Origin of the sequence: Janibacter limosus NBRC 16128 (assembly GCF_001570985.1) — a bacterium.
Classification (GTDB): Bacteria; Actinomycetota; Actinomycetes; order Actinomycetales; family Dermatophilaceae; genus Janibacter; species Janibacter limosus.
The window spans coordinates 25,463-41,615 of the sequence record NZ_BCSS01000031.1; the positions used below are offsets into that span (position 1 = coordinate 25,463).

Below are 16,153 nucleotides of genomic sequence, written 5' to 3' on the forward strand. Positions count from 1 at the left end.
GTCTGCAGCATGAGCGACCCGGCTGACATGATGCGTGACATGGCCAAGGACAAGAAGGCAGCCAAGAAGACGTCGACGCCCCCTCCCACCCCCTTCAGCGATGCGTTGCGTGCCGACCCGGGCACGGACCTCGCCTCGATCGACCCGCGGAGCACCCCGGGTTTCGACGGGGACAAGGACGCGGGCAAGGAGGCGCTGGAGGCGCTCACCGAGCCGGTCTCCGAGCTGCAGGAGCGACTCTTCGCGGAGTCCCGCGCAGGAGGCACGCGCAGCATCCTGCTCGTCGTGCAGGGCATGGACACCTCGGGCAAGGGCGGGATCATGCGCCACGCCGTCGGTGCCGTCGACCCGCAGGGTGTGCAGATCACCGGCTTCAAGGCGCCGAGTGCGCAGGAGCAGAAGCACCCCTTCCTGTGGCGCATCCGCAATGCCCTGCCCGAGCCGGGGATGATCGGCGTCTTCGACCGCAGCCACTACGAGGACGTGCTCGTCGTGCGTGTCCACGACCTCGTGCCCAAGGCCCAGTGGTCGCGTCGCTACGGGCAGATCAACACGTTCGAGCAGAGCGTCGTGGACGACGACACGACGATCATCAAGGTGATGCTCCACATCAGCAAGGACGAGCAGAAGGAACGCCTGACCGAGCGGCTGGACCGCCCGGACAAGCACTGGAAGTTCAACCCCGGCGACATCGACGAGCGGGAGGCCTGGGAGGACTACCAGGAGGCCTATCAGGCCGTCATCGACAAGTGCTCGACCGATGTCGCGCCCTGGTACGTCGTGCCCGCCGACCGCAAGTGGTTCGCGCGCCTCGCGGTGATGAACCTGCTCCACGAGCACCTCGCGCAGCTGGACCCGCAGTGGCCCGAGGCCGACTTCGACGTCGAGGAGCAGCAGGAGCGGCTCAAGAAGAGCTGATCCGGGCCCGGTCGATGGCGGTGGCGCCGGCGAGGGTCACCAGGCCCGCGTCGAGGGTGCCAAAGCTCGCGCCTGTGGCCCCGCCCAGGCGCGAGGCGACGAAGGCCTCGGCCATCTCGGTGGGCGAGTGCAGCACCATCAAGCTGGCCTGGAGGGTGAGGGCGAGCCGCTCGACGAGTCGCCGCGCACCCATCGCGATGTCAGCGCCGTCGAGCGCCGCCAGGCCCGCGCAGTCGCGCTCCAGCTCGTCGAGGGCGCTGTCGAGCACCGGGAGGTGCCCACGGGCCGTCGACGCCTCCTTGAGCAGCGCCATGAGCGATGCCGGCTCGCGGGAGATCGCCCGCAGGACGTCGAGCGCGTTGACATTGCCCGAGCCCTCCCAGATCGAGTTCAGCGGCGCCTGGCGGTAGAGCCGGGCCATGCCGTGCTCCTCGACATAGCCGTTGCCGCCGAGGCACTCCATCGCCTCCGCGACGAAGGGGGAGGTCCGCTTGCACACCCAGTACTTGCCGACCGCCACTCCCAGCCTGGTCAGCTCGGTGTCGCCCTCGTCGAGGGCGTGCGCCAGCCGCAGTCCGAGCAGCGTCGCAGCCTCCGACTCCAGCGCCAGGTCGGTGAGGACATTGCGCATGAGCGGCTGGTCGACGAGCGTCGCGCCGAAGGCCCGCCGGTGGCTCGTGTGGTGCACCGCCCGCGTGAGCGCGGCCCGCATCGTGGCCGCGGAGCCGAGGACGCAGTCCAAGCGGGTCGCCGAGACCATCTCGATGATCGTGCGGACCCCCCTTCCCTCCTCGCCGACGAGCGCCCCCCAGGTGCCGTCGAGCTCGATCTCGGAGGAGGCATTGGAGCGGTCGCCGAGCTTGTCCTTCAGGCGCTGCAGGGCGAAGGGGTTGCGGCTCCCGTCCTCGAGGACACGGGGCACGAGGAAGCAGCTCGGCGGCGCCTCGTCGGAGGTCTTGGCGAGCACGAGGAAGACATCGCTCATCGGCGCGGAGCAAAACCACTTGTGACCGGTGAGCCGGTAGGTGTCACCGGTCAGCGGCCCGCCGGGGGTGCGCACGGCGAGGGTCGAGTTGGCCCGCACGTCCGAGCCGCCCTGCTTCTCGGTCATCCCCATGCCGGCGATCGCGCCGGTCTTGGTCTGCACCTCGCGCAACCCGAAGTCGTACTGACGGGAGGCGAGCTTGCCCTCCCAGCGGGCGGCGAGCTCGGGGGAGTGGCGAAGGGCAGGGACCGCCGCGTTGGTCATGGTGATGGGACAGATGTGGCCCGGCTCGACCTGGCTCCACGTGACGAAGCCAGCGGCCCGTCGCACGTGTGCGCCACTGGACTGCGGCTGGGTCCACGGCACCGCGGTCAGACCGGCGCCGGCGGCGACGCCCATCAGCTCGTGCCACGCCGGGTCGAACTCGACCTCGTCGACGCGGTGGCCCCACTTGTCGTGGGTGACCAGCCGCGGGGTGTTGCGCTGCGCGAGATCGGCCCAGCGCTCGGCGCGTTCTGAGCCGGCCAGCTCGCCGAGGGTGGTCAGCTCGGTGACCGCCTCGCTGCGCTGCGGCCGGGGGACCCAGCGGGCCACGCCTTCGCTCAGGACCGGATCGCTCCCGAAGACGTCGTGACCGCCGTACGGCGGGACCTGGTTGCTGACCTCATGCGTGGACATGACCGCACGATACGGGCCGCTCGTCGGCGGCCGAGGGGCGGTGGTCACCTCGGGTTTGGAATCTGCGGATGCTCTGGGCTAATCTCACCCAGCGCAGGCAAGCAGCGATGTGAGCCTGCAGATTGCGGATGTAGCTCAGTTGGTAGAGCGCAACCTTGCCAAGGTTGAGGTCGCCGGTTCGAACCCGGTCATCCGCTCGGACACCACCCTCGTCGGTGGTCGAGCACCACTTGGGCGATTGGCGCAGCGGTAGCGCGCTTCCCTGACACGGAAGAGGTCACTGGTTCGATCCCAGTATCGCCCACCAGCACGATCAAGGCTCCGACGTCGCGACAGCGGCTCGGGGCCTTCGTCGTGCGCGGCCGTGGGTCCTGCAGCCCTGGTGTCAGCAGCGGCGCCACGCCGGGCGGCCCCGGTTGGGAGAGTCGCCGCTCGATGGGTTAATGTTTCTCCTCGTGCCCCACGTTGCAGACGTGACCGGGGCACATGCGGATGTAGCTCAGTTGGTAGAGCGCAACCTTGCCAAGGTTGAGGTCGCCGGTTCGAACCCGGTCATCCGCTCGCAAGGTGAGACCACCTTTGGTGGTGGAGTGGCCGAGAGGCGAGGCAACGGCCTGCAAAGCCGTCTACACGGGTTCAAATCCCGTCTCCACCTCGACCATGCAGATCACGTGCATGAGATGGGGCGATTGGCGCAGCGGTAGCGCGCTTCCCTGACACGGAAGAGGTCACTGGTTCGATCCCAGTATCGCCCACCAGATCGAAGGCCCCCGGACGTTGTCCGGGGGCCTTCGTCATACCCGCTGGTGCCCGATCGCTGACGATCTCCTGACGAGGAGTTCACCCGCCGCAGCTCCTCTCGACGAGCGAGCGGGTGTCCGGCGGCCTAGCGTGGACACGTCCGCGTATCAGCGCTCCAGGGGAGACAGACGTGCCGCACGATGCAGGGGTCAACCGTCGCACGATGCTCCGGGGAGGCGCGGCTCTCGCGCTGGCCGGCGGCGCGACAGCGATCGGCGGGGGCGCCGCTCACGCCCTCCGGGACGGCCACGGCCTGACCGTCGTCGACAGCAACGAGTCCGTCGCTCGCCTGCGGTACTACCGCTTCAGGACTGACGCGATCGCGTGGAACCCGGCGATCAATGTGATCCTTCCTGACGGCTACCACACGAGCAGCAAGCGCTACCCGGTCATGTACTTCCTGCACGGTGGCCAGCAGGATTTCCGCGCCTACGACCAGTGGCTCGTCTCCGCCAGCGCCCACAAGGACGTCATCATCGTCGTGCCCGACGGTGGAGCCGCCGGCTGGTACTCCAACCCGGTGAGCAGCAACAACGGTGCGCACAACTGGGAGACCTTCCACATCGCCCAGGTCATCCCGTGGATAGATGCCAACTTCCGCACGTATGCGGAGTACGACGGGCGAGCGGTCGCCGGCTTCTCGATGGGTGGCTTCGGTGCGCTGAAGTACGCGGCCAAGTACTACGGCCACTTCGCCTCGGTCAGCAGCCACTCCGGACCGGCGAGCATCCGCCGCGACAGCGGCTTGGTGGCGCACTGGGCCAACCTGTCGTCCGCCGTCGTGGAGCTGGCCGGCGGCACGATCTACGGCGCGCCCCTGTGGGACGAGCGGCGGGTCTCCGCCGACAACCCGGTGGAGCGCATCCCGAGCTACCGCAACAAGCGGGTCTTCCTGGCCGCCGGCACGCACCCTGACCCGATCAACCTCTTGGACGTCGCCAACGAGACCCAGGTCCTCGCTGGTCAGCGAGAGTTCCGCGCCGCCCTGCACACGGCTGGCATCTCCTTCGAGTCCCACGAGCGCGACCGCGGTCACCTGGTGGAGTACGACCTCCTGCGGCAGGACATCAACGGCGTGATCCGTCGCCTGCGCAAGGCCTGACGGCCGACCGGACTACTTCGCAGCGACACGCACCAGCTTGCGGTTGACGAACTCGTTCATCCCGTCCGAGGCGAGCTCCCGCCCGTAGCCGGAGCGCTTGACCCCGCCGAAGGGCAGCCCCGGCATGGTCGTGCCGTGCTCGTTGACATACGCCATACCCACGTCCAGCCGGGCAGCCACCTCGGCGGCCTTGTGCGGATCGTCGCTCCACACCGAGCCGGACAGACCGAAGGGGGAGGAGTTGGCCTGCTCGAGCGCGGCGTCGACGTCGGTCATCCGGTAGACCATCACCACGGGCCCGAAGAGCTCCTCGTCCCAGGCGCGCATGTCAGGAGTGATGCCGGTGATGACCGTCGGTGCGTAGAAGGCTCCCGCACGGTCCAGCGGGTGGCCTCCGGTGTGGATCGTCGCTCCCTTGCCGGCGGCGTCCTGCACCTGCTCGTCGAGGTCGTCCCGGGCCTCGACGGAGGACATCGGCCCCATGCGGGTGGCCTCGTCCAGCGGGTCGCCGACCGGCGTCGCCTCCACGTGACGGGTCAACGCTGCGACGAACTCATCATGGATCTCGTCCGCCACGAACATCCGCTTGGGGGAGTTGCAGGCCTGTCCCGCGTTGGACAGGCGGGCTCGCGCGGCCGTCCTGGCCATGGCGTCCACGTCGGCGGCATCGAGCACCAGCATGGCGTCGGAGCCGCCGAGCTCGAGCACGGACTTGGTGAGGTTCTTGCCGGCGACCTCTGCCACGGATGCTCCCGCAGCCTCACTGCCGGTGAGCGAGACACCCTGGACCCGCGGGTCGGCGATCACGTCGGGGATGATGCTGCTCGATGCGAAGAGGTTGATGTACGCGCCGTCCGGCAGCCCGGCCTGGAGGAGGACCTCCTCCATGAGCGACGCCGAGGCGGCACAGATCCCTGCGTGCTTCAGCACGATCGTGTTGCCGAGCATCAGGTTGGGCGCCGCGAACCTCGACACCTGGTAGTACGGGTAGTTCCACGGCATGACGCCGAGCAGGACGCCGACGGGCTCCTTGCGCACGACGCTGCGCAGCGCACCCTGCGCCCCGAGATCCTCCTCAGCGAGCAGCTCGGGGCCGTGGTCGGCGTACCAGCGGTAGATCGACCCCGCGAGCCGCACCTCTCCCTTCGCCTCCTTGATGGGCTTGCCCATCTCGACGGCGATCGCCCGGGCCAGCTCGTCCGCGCGCTCGTCGTACAGGTCTGCAGCACGGCGCAGGACCTGGGCACGCTCGTCGGCCGATTGCTCGCGCCACTGCGCGTGGGCGCGGTGCGCCCGGTCCACTGCCGCGAGGGCACCGGCCCGGTCGACCTCGTCGAAGGTGCGCTCGATCTCACCAGTGGTGGGGTTCTGCGTGCGGTAGTTCGACATGGAGTCCTCTCCTGGGCGGTGTCGACGGTCCCCGAGGCACTACCCGACCTCCTGCGGCCCATGCACGCGTCCATCCGTCTGACGGCGTCGTGTGTGGCGACACGGAGAGTGGGTAGGGGCCCCTCATGACACGACATGTTTTCGTCCTGGGCCTGACCCCCATGCAACGAGAAGAGCTGGGCACCGTCCACCAGAGCGGTGAGCTGCAGTTCCACGACCTGCTCGACCACGAGGCCCTGGTCGGGACCGAGGAGATCGACTTCGACGCACTGCTCGACCGGGCGCGCGCCCAGCTCGATGCCTTCGACGGGAGCGTCGACGCCATCGTCAGCCACTGGGACTTCCCGACCTCTGTGCTCGGGCCCGTGCTGGCCGCTGAGCGTGGACTGCCCGCGCCGTCGCTGACGAGCCTGCTCAAGTTGGAGCACAAGTACTGGAGTCGGCTCGAGCAGCGTCAGGCCGTGCCGGAGGTCGTCCCAGGCTTCGTGGCCTTCGACCCCTTCGCCGAGGACGCCGCCGAGCAGATCGACCTGGACTTCCCCTACTGGGTCAAGCCGATCAAGGGCCACTCATCCAACCTCGGGTTCGAGATCCGCGACGACAGCGACCTGCTGGCGGCGCTGGAGGAGATCCGCGCCGAGATCACCGACGTCGGTGACGCCTTCGACCAGGTGCTGGAGCGGGTGGACCTCCCCGAGGAGCTGCAGGGGCTCGGCGGGTCGGCCTGCCTCGCCGAGGAGATCATCACCGGTACGCAGTTCGCGCCCGAGGGCAGCGTGTCCGCCGGCCGGTTCGCCGTCCACGGGGTCGTCGACATGCTCAAGAGCGAGAGCGGCCTGAGCATCGAGCAGATTGACTACCCGGCAGCGACGGTGCCGGAGCACGTCCAGGACAAGGCGCGCGAGATCACCGGACGCCTTCTGGAGCACATCGGCTTCGACGACGGGTGCTTCAACTCCGAGTTCATGTGGGACGAGGAGCGGGAGGAGCTGCGCATCATCGAGGTCAACACCCGGATCTCCCAGTCGCACAGCGAGATGTTCGCCCTCGTCGACGGTCGGTCCAACCACCAGGTGGCCGTGGACGTCGCGCTGGGGCAAACACCCCGGATGCCGAAGGGGAAGGGTGACCTCACGGTCGCCACCCAGTACGTGGTCGCCCACGAGGGCGACGCGATCGTCCGGGCGATCCCCGACGCCTCGGTGCTCGAGCAGATCGCCGAGCGATACCCCGGCACCAAGGTCACCTTCCCCGTCGCGGTGGGGGACCGGCTCTCCGAGCTCCCGCACCAGGACTCCTACCGCTACCTGCTGGCCATCGTCTATGTCGGAGCACCCGACCGGGAGAGCCTGCGCCAGCGGATCGACGACATCGAGCAGATGCTGCAGTTCGACCTCGAGGACTGCGACGAAGGGAGCGCCTGAGCCCATGACGGCCACCATCGACACCGAGATCATCCACGAGGTCGAGACGGAGGAAAATGTCTTCATCCCCCTCCGTGACGGACAGCGTGTGGCCGCGCGTCTGTGGCGCCCGGCGGGAGAGGTCGGTCCGCTCCCGGCGGTCCTGGAGTACATCCCCTACCGCAAGCGTGACCTGACCCGCGGTCGCGATGCCGTCAACCACCCCTACATCGCCGCCCACGGCTACGTGTGCGTGCGCGTGGACCTGCGGGGGAGCGGGGACTCCGACGGGGTGCTCGTCGACGAGTACCGCGAGCAGGAGCTGCAGGACGCCGAGGACGTCATCGCCTGGCTGGCCGAGCAGGACTGGTGCGACGGCAAGGTCGGGATGATGGGCATCTCCTGGGGCGGCTTCAACAGCCTGCAGGTCGCCGCGCGACAGCCCCCTGCGCTCAAGGCGATCGTGAGCGCGTCGGCGACCGAGGACCTCTACGTCGACAACATGCACTACATGGGCGGCGCGCTGCTCGGGGACAACCTCTCCGAGGCGACGGTCATGCTCGCCTTCAACAGCCTCCCGCCCGACCCCGCGATCGTCGGGGACGCCTGGCGCGAGATGTGGCTGGAGCGGCTGCGCGGCAGCGGCCTGTGGCTCGACACCTGGCTGAGCCACCAGCGGCGCGACGAGTACTGGCGGCCGGCGTCGGTCAGCGAGGACTACTCCGCGATCCAGTGCCCCGTCATGGCCGTCGGAGGATGGGCGGACGGCTACACCAACGCCATCTTCCGTCTGCTCGAGCACCTCGAGGTGCCCTGCCACGGACTCATCGGCCCGTGGGGCCACAAGTACCCGCACCTCGGGGTGCCCGGACCGGCCATCGGTTTCCTGCAGGAGCTCGTCCGGTGGTGGGACCACTGGCTCAAGGACAAGGACACCGGGATCGACGAGGACCCCGTGCTGCGTGCCTGGATGCAGGACAGCGTCCCCCCGAGAGCCTCCTACGAGGAACGCCCCGGGCGCTGGGTCGCCGAGGACCAGTGGCCCTCGCCACGCATCGACGAGAGGGAGTTCCGGCTGACCCGGGCCAACCTGGCCGAGGGCGGCCAGGGTGATGAGGGCATCGCGCCCATCACCCTGAGGTCACCGCTCAGCGTGGGCATGTTCGCCGGCAAGTGGGCGTCCTACGCGGCCGTGCCGGACCTGCCCTACGACCAGCGCGAGGAGGATGGCGGAGCACTCGTCTGGGAGAGCGAGCCACTCACCGAGCACACCGACGTCTTCGGTCTGCCGTGTCTGGACGTCACGCTGTCGGCTGACCAGCCGGTGGCGCAGGTGGCTGTCCGCCTGTCCGATGTCGCCCCGTCCGGGGAGGCGACGCGCATCACCTACGGCGTCCTCAACCTCACCCACCGCACGTCGAGCACCCACCCCGAGCCGCTCGTGCCGGGGCAGCGCTACGACGTCCGGGTGCCGCTCAACGGCGTGGCCCACTCCCTGCCGGAAGGGCACCGGCTGCGGCTGTCGGTGTCGACGTCCTACTGGCCGCTGGTCTGGCCGGCGCCGAGGGCCGCCGAGCTGACGATCCATCCTGCGGAGAGCACTGTGCGGATCCCGGTCCGGCCACGGCAGGACGATGACGAGAGAGCTTCCCCCTTCCACGAGCCGGCCATGGCGCCGGAGCTGGAGGCGACGGTCCTCGAGCCGAGCGTGCACGACTGGCGGGTCACGCGCGACCTGGCGACCGATGTCTCGACGCTGGAGATCGTCAACGACCAGGGCGCCTTCCGCATCGAGGAGACCGGGACGGTCATCCGCCGCTCGACGACGGAGTGGTACTCCTTCCGCTGGGACGACGTCACGTCCGTGCGGGGGGAGACGCGCACCGTGCGGCGGATCGAGCGCGACGACTGGCGTACCGAGGTCGTCACGAGCACGGTCCTCACGTGCACCGAGGAGGACTTCATCATCCGCGCCGACCTCGACGCCTACGAGCTGGACGACGCGCGGGGCCACCGTCGCGTCCACGCCGAGAGCTGGGACCGGGTCATCCCCCGGGATCTCGTCTGAGACCAAGGAGCCATCATGACCTCGCTGTGGCGTGCATCCCGCGCACCCATCACCTCCGACGATCCGGTGGAGCGGTGCAACGACGTGGTCGTCGGTGCCGGCATCACGGGTCTGGTCACCGCACTCCTGCTCGCTCGAGCAGGCCGCGACGTCGTCGTGCTGGAGGCACGCGATGCCGGTGCGGTCACGACAGGGCACAGCACCGCCAAGGTGTCCTTGCTGCAGGGCACGCGGTACTCGCAGCTGCTGAGGCACCAGTCCGAGGACGTGGTGGCCGGCTACGTGGAGGGCAACCGCGAGGGACGTGACTGGCTGCTGCGCTACTGCGACGAGCAGGACGTGGCCTACCAGAACCGCTCCGCAGTGACCTACGCAGCGGACTCCGGCCGCGGGCTCGAGCAGGCCAGGGCTGAGCTCGAGGCAGCCTCCCGCATGGGCCTGCCCGTGCGCTGGGCCGAGGAGCTGCCTGTGCCCTTCGAGCACGCGGGCGGCGTGGTGCTCGACGACCAGGCGCAGCTCGACCCGATGGAGCTCCTCGAGGCCCTCGTCGACGACCTGCGCGCGCACAGCGGGCGCCTCGTGACGGGGGCCAGGGTCACCGGTATGGGACAGTCCCTGCGTCCGGTGGTCCAGCACACGCGGGGCCGTACCCGCTGCGACCAGGTCGTGCTCGCCACCGGGACACCAGTGCTCGACCGGGGCGGCTACTTCGCCAAGCTGAGCGTCTCGCGCTCCTACGCGCTTGCCTTCGACCACCCGAGCCCGCCGGAGATGATGCTGATCTCGGCGGGCGGATCGACCCGCTCGGTGCGCGACGCACCAGGGCCCCGACTGCTCGTCGGCGGTGACGGACATGCGACCGGCCGCGTCCGCTCCGAGCGGGAGCACCTCGATCATCTGCGTGACTGGACGGCCACCCACTTCCCGGACGCCGTGGAGACCCATGCCTGGTCGGCGCAGGACTACCGCTCGCACGACGGCTTCCCCTTCGTCGGGACGATGCCGCGCGGGCTCGGCCAGGTGCACGTCGCCACCGGCTTCGACAAGTGGGGTATGACCAACGGCGTGGCAGCCGCCCTCGACCTCAGCGCGAGCATCCTCGGCAGTCAGATGCCCTGGTCGCGGCCGATCCACCGGCGCATCAGCCGGCCGGCGGCGGTGGCCCGCCTCATCGGCATCAACGCCCGTGTCGGGATGAGCATCGTCACCAGGACGGCGGGGGTCGCGCTCCACCCGTTGCAGCCGGGGTCCCCGGCGGAGGGCGAAGGGGAGGTCGGCCGCCGCGGCGTCGTCCCCGTCGCACGCTCGACGGTCGACGGACGCACCTGCGCGGTCTCGGCGTTGTGCACCCATCTCGGTGGCGTGGTCGAGTGGAACGACGCCGAGCAGAGCTGGGACTGCCCCTTGCACGGTTCCCGCTTCGCCCCCACGGGAGAGGTGATCGAGGGACCGGCGGCGCAACCGCTGCCCGCCCGGCGCATGCCGGACGCCGAGCAGGGGTAGTCCGGCATCCCCCTTCGATCCACCAGGAGAGACCATGAGCGCCGCCAAGAAGCCCCACGACGACATCCCTGTCCCCGGCTCACCGGGCTCGGGCACACCGACGGTCGAGGAACCGACCACGCCGCACGAGCCACTGCCGCCCTCGCCGGACCAACGTCCGGTCGCTCACATCTCGCCGACGGGACGTCCGAGCGGCGCAGAGGGGGACCGCGCGCAGGCGGGAGCCTTCCTCACGACCGCCCAGGGTGCCCGGCTGCGCGACACCGACCACTCGCTCACGGCCGGTGAGCGTGGGCCGACCCTCCTCCAGGACCACCACCTGCGGGAGAAGATCACGCACTTCGACCACGAGCGCATCCCCGAGCGGGTCGTGCACGCGCGCGGTGCGGCCGCCCACGGCACCTTCATTGGGTATGGCACCGGAGTCGGGGTCTGCCGTGCCGCGTTCCTCGGTGACGGGGTGGAGACGCCGGTCTTCACGCGCTTCTCGACCGTCGTCGGCTCTCGTGGATCGGCGGACGCGGTCCGCGACACCCGCGGCTTCGCGACGAAGTTCTACACCTCCGAGGGCACCTTCGACCTCGTCGGCAACAACATCCCGGTCTTCTTCATCCAGGACGCGATCAAGTTCCCCGACATCGTCCACGCAGCCAAGCCCCACCCGGACCGGGAGATCCCGCAGGCCCAGAGCGCGCACGACACGTTCTGGGACTTCGTCTCCCTGCACACCGAGGCCCAGCACCACGCGATCTGGCAGATGTCCGACCGCGCCATCCCGCGGTCCTACCGGATGATGGAGGGTTTCGGCATCCACACCTTCCGCCTCGTCAACGAGGCGGGGGAGACGAGCTTGGTGAAGTTCCACTGGAAGCCCAAGCTCGGGGTGCACTCCCTCGTGTGGGACGAGGCACAGCTGGTCAACGGCGCCGATCCGGACTTCCACCGCCGGGACCTCGCCGACGCGATCGAGGCCGGGGCCTTTCCCGAGTGGGAGCTCGGCATCCAGGTCATGCCCGACAGCGAGGACCAGACCCATGAGGGCATCGACCTGCTCGACCCGACCAAGATCGTGCCCGAGGAGCTCGTGCCGGTCCAGCCGATCGGCAGGCTGCAGCTGAACGCCAACCCCACCAACTACTTCGCCGAGACCGAGCAGGTCGCCTTCCACCCCGGCCACCTCGTGCCAGGTATCGACGTCACCGACGACCCGCTGCTTCAGGGTCGCCTCTTCTCGTACCTGGACACGCAGATCAGCCGGCTCGGCGGACCCAACTTCGGCCAGATCCCGATCAACCGACCGCATGCGCCCGTCAACGACATGCTGCGCGACGGCATGCACCAGACCGCCGACCACGGTGGCGTCGCGCCCTACCGTCCCAACTCGCTGGACGGAGGATGCCCCTTCCACGCCGGGACCGAGGACGGTGCGCTGATCGAGGTGCCGCAGATCGTGTCGGGACCGAAGTCGCGGGAGGCCGCTGCCTCCTTCGCCGACCACTTCAGCCAAGCCCGTCTCTTCTGGCTCAGCCTGACCCCGACGGAGCAGGACCACGTGGTCTCGGCCTACACCTTCGAGCTGGGGCGCTGCTACGAGCAGGCCGTTCGTGAGCGCCAGGTCGCGTGCCTCGCCCAGATCGATGCTGAGCTGGCCGAGCGGGTGGCCCAGGGGCTCGGGCTCCCGTCGCCCGAGGCGCAGGAGGTCGCAGACGCCCAGCCGAGCCCGGCACTGTCGCAGCTCGGCAGGGAGTGGCCGATCGACGGGCGCACGGTCGGCATCGTGGTCGACGAGTCCACTGACCTCGCAGAGCTCTCCCAGGTGCGCGCGGCGATCCACGAGGCCGGCCTCGTCCCCTTGGTCATCGCCCCGGTCGGCGGGACGCTGGGCAGCGGCAAGCAGGCCGTCCCGGTGCAGCGCACGCTCCTCACCGCGCGGTCGGTCGAGTACGACGCCCTCCTGCTGGTCGGCGCACCCGATGCGACGGCGGATCCCCAGTCGGGCACGGACGCTCGGGCCTTCGACCCGTCCGGAGGATCGGCAGGCACCGCGATCGACCCGCGGCTGCAGCTGCTCGTCGCAGAGACCTATCGGCACGGCAAGGCCATCGGCGCCTGGTCACGAGGAGCTGATGCACTTGCGGCCCTGGCCGCGGGCGGGGCTCCCGGCGTCGTCCTCGGGGAGGACGCCACCGACGTCATCGGTCAGCTGTTGACGTTGCTCGCAGGCCACCGGGTCTGGGAGCGGCTCGCCCCGACAGAGTGAGCCGGGACCCTCGCTGGAGGGTTCGTCCCGTCGCCCCCGGAGGAGCCACCTCCCCGGAGGAGCCACCTCCCCGGGGGCGACGTCGTGCATCCTCACTCACCGGGGGACGGAGCGGTGAGGACCTCGTCGAGCAAGTCGACGATGCTCCGGGTGCTGTTGATGAGCGCACCGTAGACGGGCCAGGCAACCTCCGGCAGGTCCTCGCGCGACATCTCCTCGGTCAGGACCTGGAGGCGCGGTTGCAGACTCGGCAGACCGCGCTCCGGCGCGGCCACGCGGTCGCCGAGATCGTGCAGGAGCGGGATCCACGTGGCGCGGAAGTGCTCGTCCCAACGATCCGGTGCGACCTGTGCGTGCTGCACCGTGCGCGCGATCGCGCGAGCCTGCGTGAAGCCCTCGTCGATGCGCAGGAGGAAGGTCTCGTACCCGCGGGGGTCGAGCTGTCGCGACCGTCGACGGGGGTTGCCGCGGCGTGCCTCGCGAGTGTGCCGCAGGAGCTCCCAGGCGCGGCCGATGCGCTCGTCCGCCTGGCGGGAGTGGTCGATCCACCCGCCAGGATCGACGTCCCCAGCCTGGCGGAGGCCGACAGCGATGTTGCGCAGGAGGTCTCCGAGCTGGCTGCACAGGGCGTCCACCTCGCGCCGGGCCAGACGGTCGTCGAGGGGGGCGAGCACGATCAGGTTGACGAGGACGCCCAAGGCAAGACCCACACCGGTGCAGATCACACGGTCGAGCAGCACCGGCCCCTGCTCGGCCTGCCCCGCGGTGATGACGAAGAGTGCGGTGGTCGCCACTGTGCTGCCCTCCTCGCGGATCGGACGCAACCGGCCGAGCAGCATGCCGCCCAGGAGGGCCAGCCCCAAGGCCGTCGGTGACTGCCCGACCACCTCGACGGCAAGGTACGACAGGAAGATCCCGGCCAGCGAGGCGATGACGACCTGGACCCCGCGGGTGAAGGAGCGGTAGACCGTGGCGTGCACCGTCAGCAAGGCGGTCCACGGAGCCATGAAGGATTCCTGCAGACCGAGCAGGTGTGCGGCGACGATCCACGCCAGGACCGCCGCCAGGACGGCCTTGACGATCTGCGTCAGGTCCGAACGGGTGCGCGGCGACCGGAGCGGGGGGACGAGCGATGTCGCCCGGGCACGGGTCCGGTCACGCCACTCGGCGCCTTGCCGGGTGATCCGGCCTGTCTGCATGATCGCGTCTCCTTGGGTCGGCGCACCGAACGATCTACCCGTCGGCGGTGCTTGCATGCAGCGGTTTGCGGTCCCGGGTGACGGGTACGCCCCCGGCATGAAGGCACTGGTACTGAACTGCACCCTGAAGTCCTCGCCCGAGCCGTCGAACACCCAGGCCCTCGCCGATGTCGTGATCTCTGCGCTGAAGGAGCGGAAGGTCTCGGTGAGCGTCCAACGCGTCGTCGACCACTCGGTGCCTGTCGGGGTGGAGACCGACATGGGACCCGGGGACGAGTGGCCGGCCATCCACGCGCAGGTCCTCGACAGCGACATCTTGGTCATCGCCACACCGACCTGGCTCGGTCAGCCGTCCAGCGTCTCGAAGGTCGTGCTGGAGAGGCTCGACGCGATGATCTCCGAGACCCGCGACGACGGCACTCCCGTCGCGTACAGCAAGGTTGCCGGAGTGGTCGTCACGGGCAACGAGGATGGTGCGCACCACGTCATCGCAGAGGTGGCCGGCGCCCTCGGCGACATCGGGTTCACGGTGCCCGGTCAGGCGTGGACGTACTGGAACAAGGGTCCGGGGCCCGGACCGTCGTACATGGAGACCGACCACGGGCACGAGTGGTCGGCGCGCACCGGTCGCACGATGGCGGCGAATCTCGTGGCCGTCGCCACCGCCCTGCGCGAGCACCCTGTCCCAGCGCCGCCGAGCTGATCGACTGGGTCAGCCCCCAAGCTGCAGACCGTCGACGACGCCCTGCGCCACGTCGCGCAGCTTGGTGTTGGTCTCGTTGGACCGCCGTCGCAGCACCTCGAAGGCTCGGTTGAGGCTCAGTCCGTACCGCTCCATGAGGATGCCCTGCGCCGCGCCGATGATCAGCCGGTTCTGCAGCGCGCTGCGCAGGCCGGTGATCTCCCTCGCCTGCAGGAGGGCGACCGAGGCCAGACGGGCGTAGACGATCGACCGGTCGATCGCGTCGGTGTCGAAGCCGTCCAGCTCTCGGGAGTACATGTTGAGGCAGGCGAAGTAGGGGCTGTCCACGGCCAAGCGCACGCTCAGCGAGGACCGCACGCCCTCCGCGCGGGCGGCATCGGTCCAGCGGGGCCACCGCACCTCCGTGGCCGTGTCGGGGACCGAGGCGATCTCGTGGTCGTCGAGCACGGTCAGGCACGGTCCCTCGCCGAGGTCGAACTGCAGGTCGTCGACACGCGAGGCGAGGGCATCGGTGGTCGCAGCCACCTCGACCACGTCGCCCCGACGGACGAAGACGCTGCACATGTCGCACCCGGGCACGTGCAGGACGGCTTGGTCCACGACCTGCTGGAGGGTGTAGATCTCCTCGGTCTCCGTCGACAGCTGCTCGACGATGCGCGCAAGCTCCACGTCCTTCATCACAAGCACTCCTCGTCGTGGGGACCCATCCGGCCCAAGTGTCGTCCACCGACGTGGTGATGTGCCAACCGCCCCTAGTGGGTGGTCCAGTGAGCGCGCAGTCGCAGCTCGTCGGGCGACGTCAGTGCGACGCCGAGCTCCACGGGCGGTCCGGCCAGCAGCATGTGCCGGGAGGTGGGGACGACGAGCCGTCCTCTGACCTCGATCGACACGTTGACGGGCACCGTGCGGTACCGGGGTCGCATGCCGGCAACCCGCACGACCAACCACTGCACGGCGCCGCTGCGGGCGTCGGCGAGCACGTCCGCGACCACGCCGAGCGTCCGTCCGTCGGTGGAGTGCACGCGGCGGCCCAGGTAGCGGCACAGCGCGCGACTCGTCCCTTCGTCCGGCACAACCATCTGCTTGCCCTTCATCCGAGGTTGTTGTCATGTCGCTTGCCAGCGGCTCGCCCGGACGCTACCCG

Annotated in this window: 12 protein-coding genes and 5 tRNA genes; 12 read left to right on the forward strand and 5 right to left on the reverse strand. The window is 69.7% G+C overall.

Annotated features, from left to right (window positions below; all coding sequences use genetic code 11):
- Positions 1–9: 9 nt before the first annotated feature.
- Positions 10–918, forward strand: coding sequence for a polyphosphate kinase 2 family protein (locus JLI01S_RS11800; protein ID WP_439645572.1), 909 nt, complete (start codon positions 10–12; stop codon positions 916–918).
- Here JLI01S_RS11800 and JLI01S_RS11805 read toward each other — a convergent pair.
- Complete coding sequence (locus JLI01S_RS11805; protein WP_068264777.1) at positions 905–2,581, reverse strand: acyl-CoA dehydrogenase family protein; 1,677 nt, start codon at positions 2,579–2,581, stop codon at positions 905–907. The genes JLI01S_RS11800 and JLI01S_RS11805 overlap by 14 nt on opposite strands.
- 124 nt (positions 2,582–2,705) lie before the next feature.
- Between JLI01S_RS11805 and JLI01S_RS11810 the strand changes: the two genes are divergently transcribed.
- From JLI01S_RS11810 to JLI01S_RS11835, 6 genes are all read left to right on the forward strand, one after another.
- Positions 2,706–2,778 (forward strand) — tRNA-Gly (locus JLI01S_RS11810).
- Positions 2,779–2,813: 35 nt separating this feature from the next.
- Positions 2,814–2,888: transfer RNA gene (locus JLI01S_RS11815), tRNA-Val, on the forward strand.
- Between the two features lie 181 nt (positions 2,889–3,069).
- Positions 3,070–3,142, forward strand: a tRNA-Gly gene (locus tag JLI01S_RS11820).
- Positions 3,143–3,165: 23 nt separating this feature from the next.
- Positions 3,166–3,236, forward strand: a tRNA-Cys gene (locus tag JLI01S_RS11825).
- 28 nt (positions 3,237–3,264) lie between these two features.
- Positions 3,265–3,339, forward strand: a tRNA-Val gene (locus JLI01S_RS11830).
- Positions 3,340–3,512: 173 nt separating this feature from the next.
- Complete coding sequence (locus JLI01S_RS11835) at positions 3,513–4,484, forward strand: alpha/beta hydrolase (RefSeq protein ID WP_281177465.1); 972 nt, start codon at positions 3,513–3,515, stop codon at positions 4,482–4,484.
- Positions 4,485–4,496: 12 nt separating this feature from the next.
- Here JLI01S_RS11835 and JLI01S_RS11840 read toward each other — a convergent pair whose 3' ends face one another.
- A complete protein-coding gene (locus JLI01S_RS11840) occupies positions 4,497–5,873 on the reverse strand; it encodes an NAD-dependent succinate-semialdehyde dehydrogenase (RefSeq protein ID WP_068264779.1) in 1,377 nt (458 codons plus the stop codon).
- 125 nt (positions 5,874–5,998) lie between these two features.
- Here JLI01S_RS11840 and JLI01S_RS11845 point away from each other — a divergent pair, with 125 nt between their 5' ends.
- From JLI01S_RS11845 to JLI01S_RS11860, 4 genes are read left to right on the forward strand one after another with little or no spacing between them, the layout of a single operon-like run.
- Positions 5,999–7,297, forward strand: coding sequence for an ATP-grasp domain-containing protein (locus JLI01S_RS11845; protein WP_068264781.1), 1,299 nt, complete (start codon positions 5,999–6,001; stop codon positions 7,295–7,297).
- A 4-nt stretch (positions 7,298–7,301) separates the two neighbouring features.
- Positions 7,302–9,344 carry a CocE/NonD family hydrolase gene (locus JLI01S_RS11850; protein WP_068264783.1) on the forward strand — a complete coding sequence of 681 codons (2,043 nt, stop codon included), beginning with the start codon at positions 7,302–7,304 and terminating at the stop codon, positions 9,342–9,344.
- A gap of 15 nt (positions 9,345–9,359) precedes the next feature.
- Complete coding sequence (locus JLI01S_RS11855) at positions 9,360–10,847, forward strand: FAD-dependent oxidoreductase (protein WP_068264785.1); 1,488 nt, start codon at positions 9,360–9,362, stop codon at positions 10,845–10,847.
- 34 nt (positions 10,848–10,881) lie between these two features.
- The gene (locus JLI01S_RS11860; RefSeq protein WP_068264787.1) at positions 10,882–13,107 is read left to right on the forward strand and encodes a catalase; all 2,226 of its coding nucleotides are present in this window, start codon (positions 10,882–10,884) and stop codon (positions 13,105–13,107) included.
- Between the two features lie 92 nt (positions 13,108–13,199).
- On the opposite strand, the gene JLI01S_RS11865 is transcribed toward JLI01S_RS11860, so the two are convergent.
- The gene (locus JLI01S_RS11865) at positions 13,200–14,306 is read right to left on the reverse strand and encodes an FUSC family protein (protein WP_068264789.1); all 1,107 of its coding nucleotides are present in this window, start codon (positions 14,304–14,306) and stop codon (positions 13,200–13,202) included.
- 55 nt (positions 14,307–14,361) lie between these two features.
- On the opposite strand from JLI01S_RS11865, the gene JLI01S_RS11870 reads away from it, so the two are divergent.
- Positions 14,362–15,009 carry a flavodoxin family protein gene (locus tag JLI01S_RS11870; RefSeq protein WP_245634605.1) on the forward strand — a complete coding sequence of 216 codons (648 nt, stop codon included), beginning with the start codon at positions 14,362–14,364 and terminating at the stop codon, positions 15,007–15,009.
- A 9-nt stretch (positions 15,010–15,018) separates the two neighbouring features.
- Here JLI01S_RS11870 and JLI01S_RS11875 read toward each other — a convergent pair whose 3' ends face one another.
- Positions 15,019–15,687: a GAF and ANTAR domain-containing protein gene (locus JLI01S_RS11875; protein ID WP_068264792.1), complete on the reverse strand. Its 669-nt coding sequence runs from the start codon at positions 15,685–15,687 to the stop codon at positions 15,019–15,021.
- A 74-nt stretch (positions 15,688–15,761) separates the two neighbouring features.
- Positions 15,762–16,103, reverse strand: coding sequence for a PRC-barrel domain-containing protein (locus JLI01S_RS11880; protein WP_068264794.1), 342 nt, complete (start codon positions 16,101–16,103; stop codon positions 15,762–15,764).
- Between the last annotated feature and the right edge of the window lie 50 nt (positions 16,104–16,153).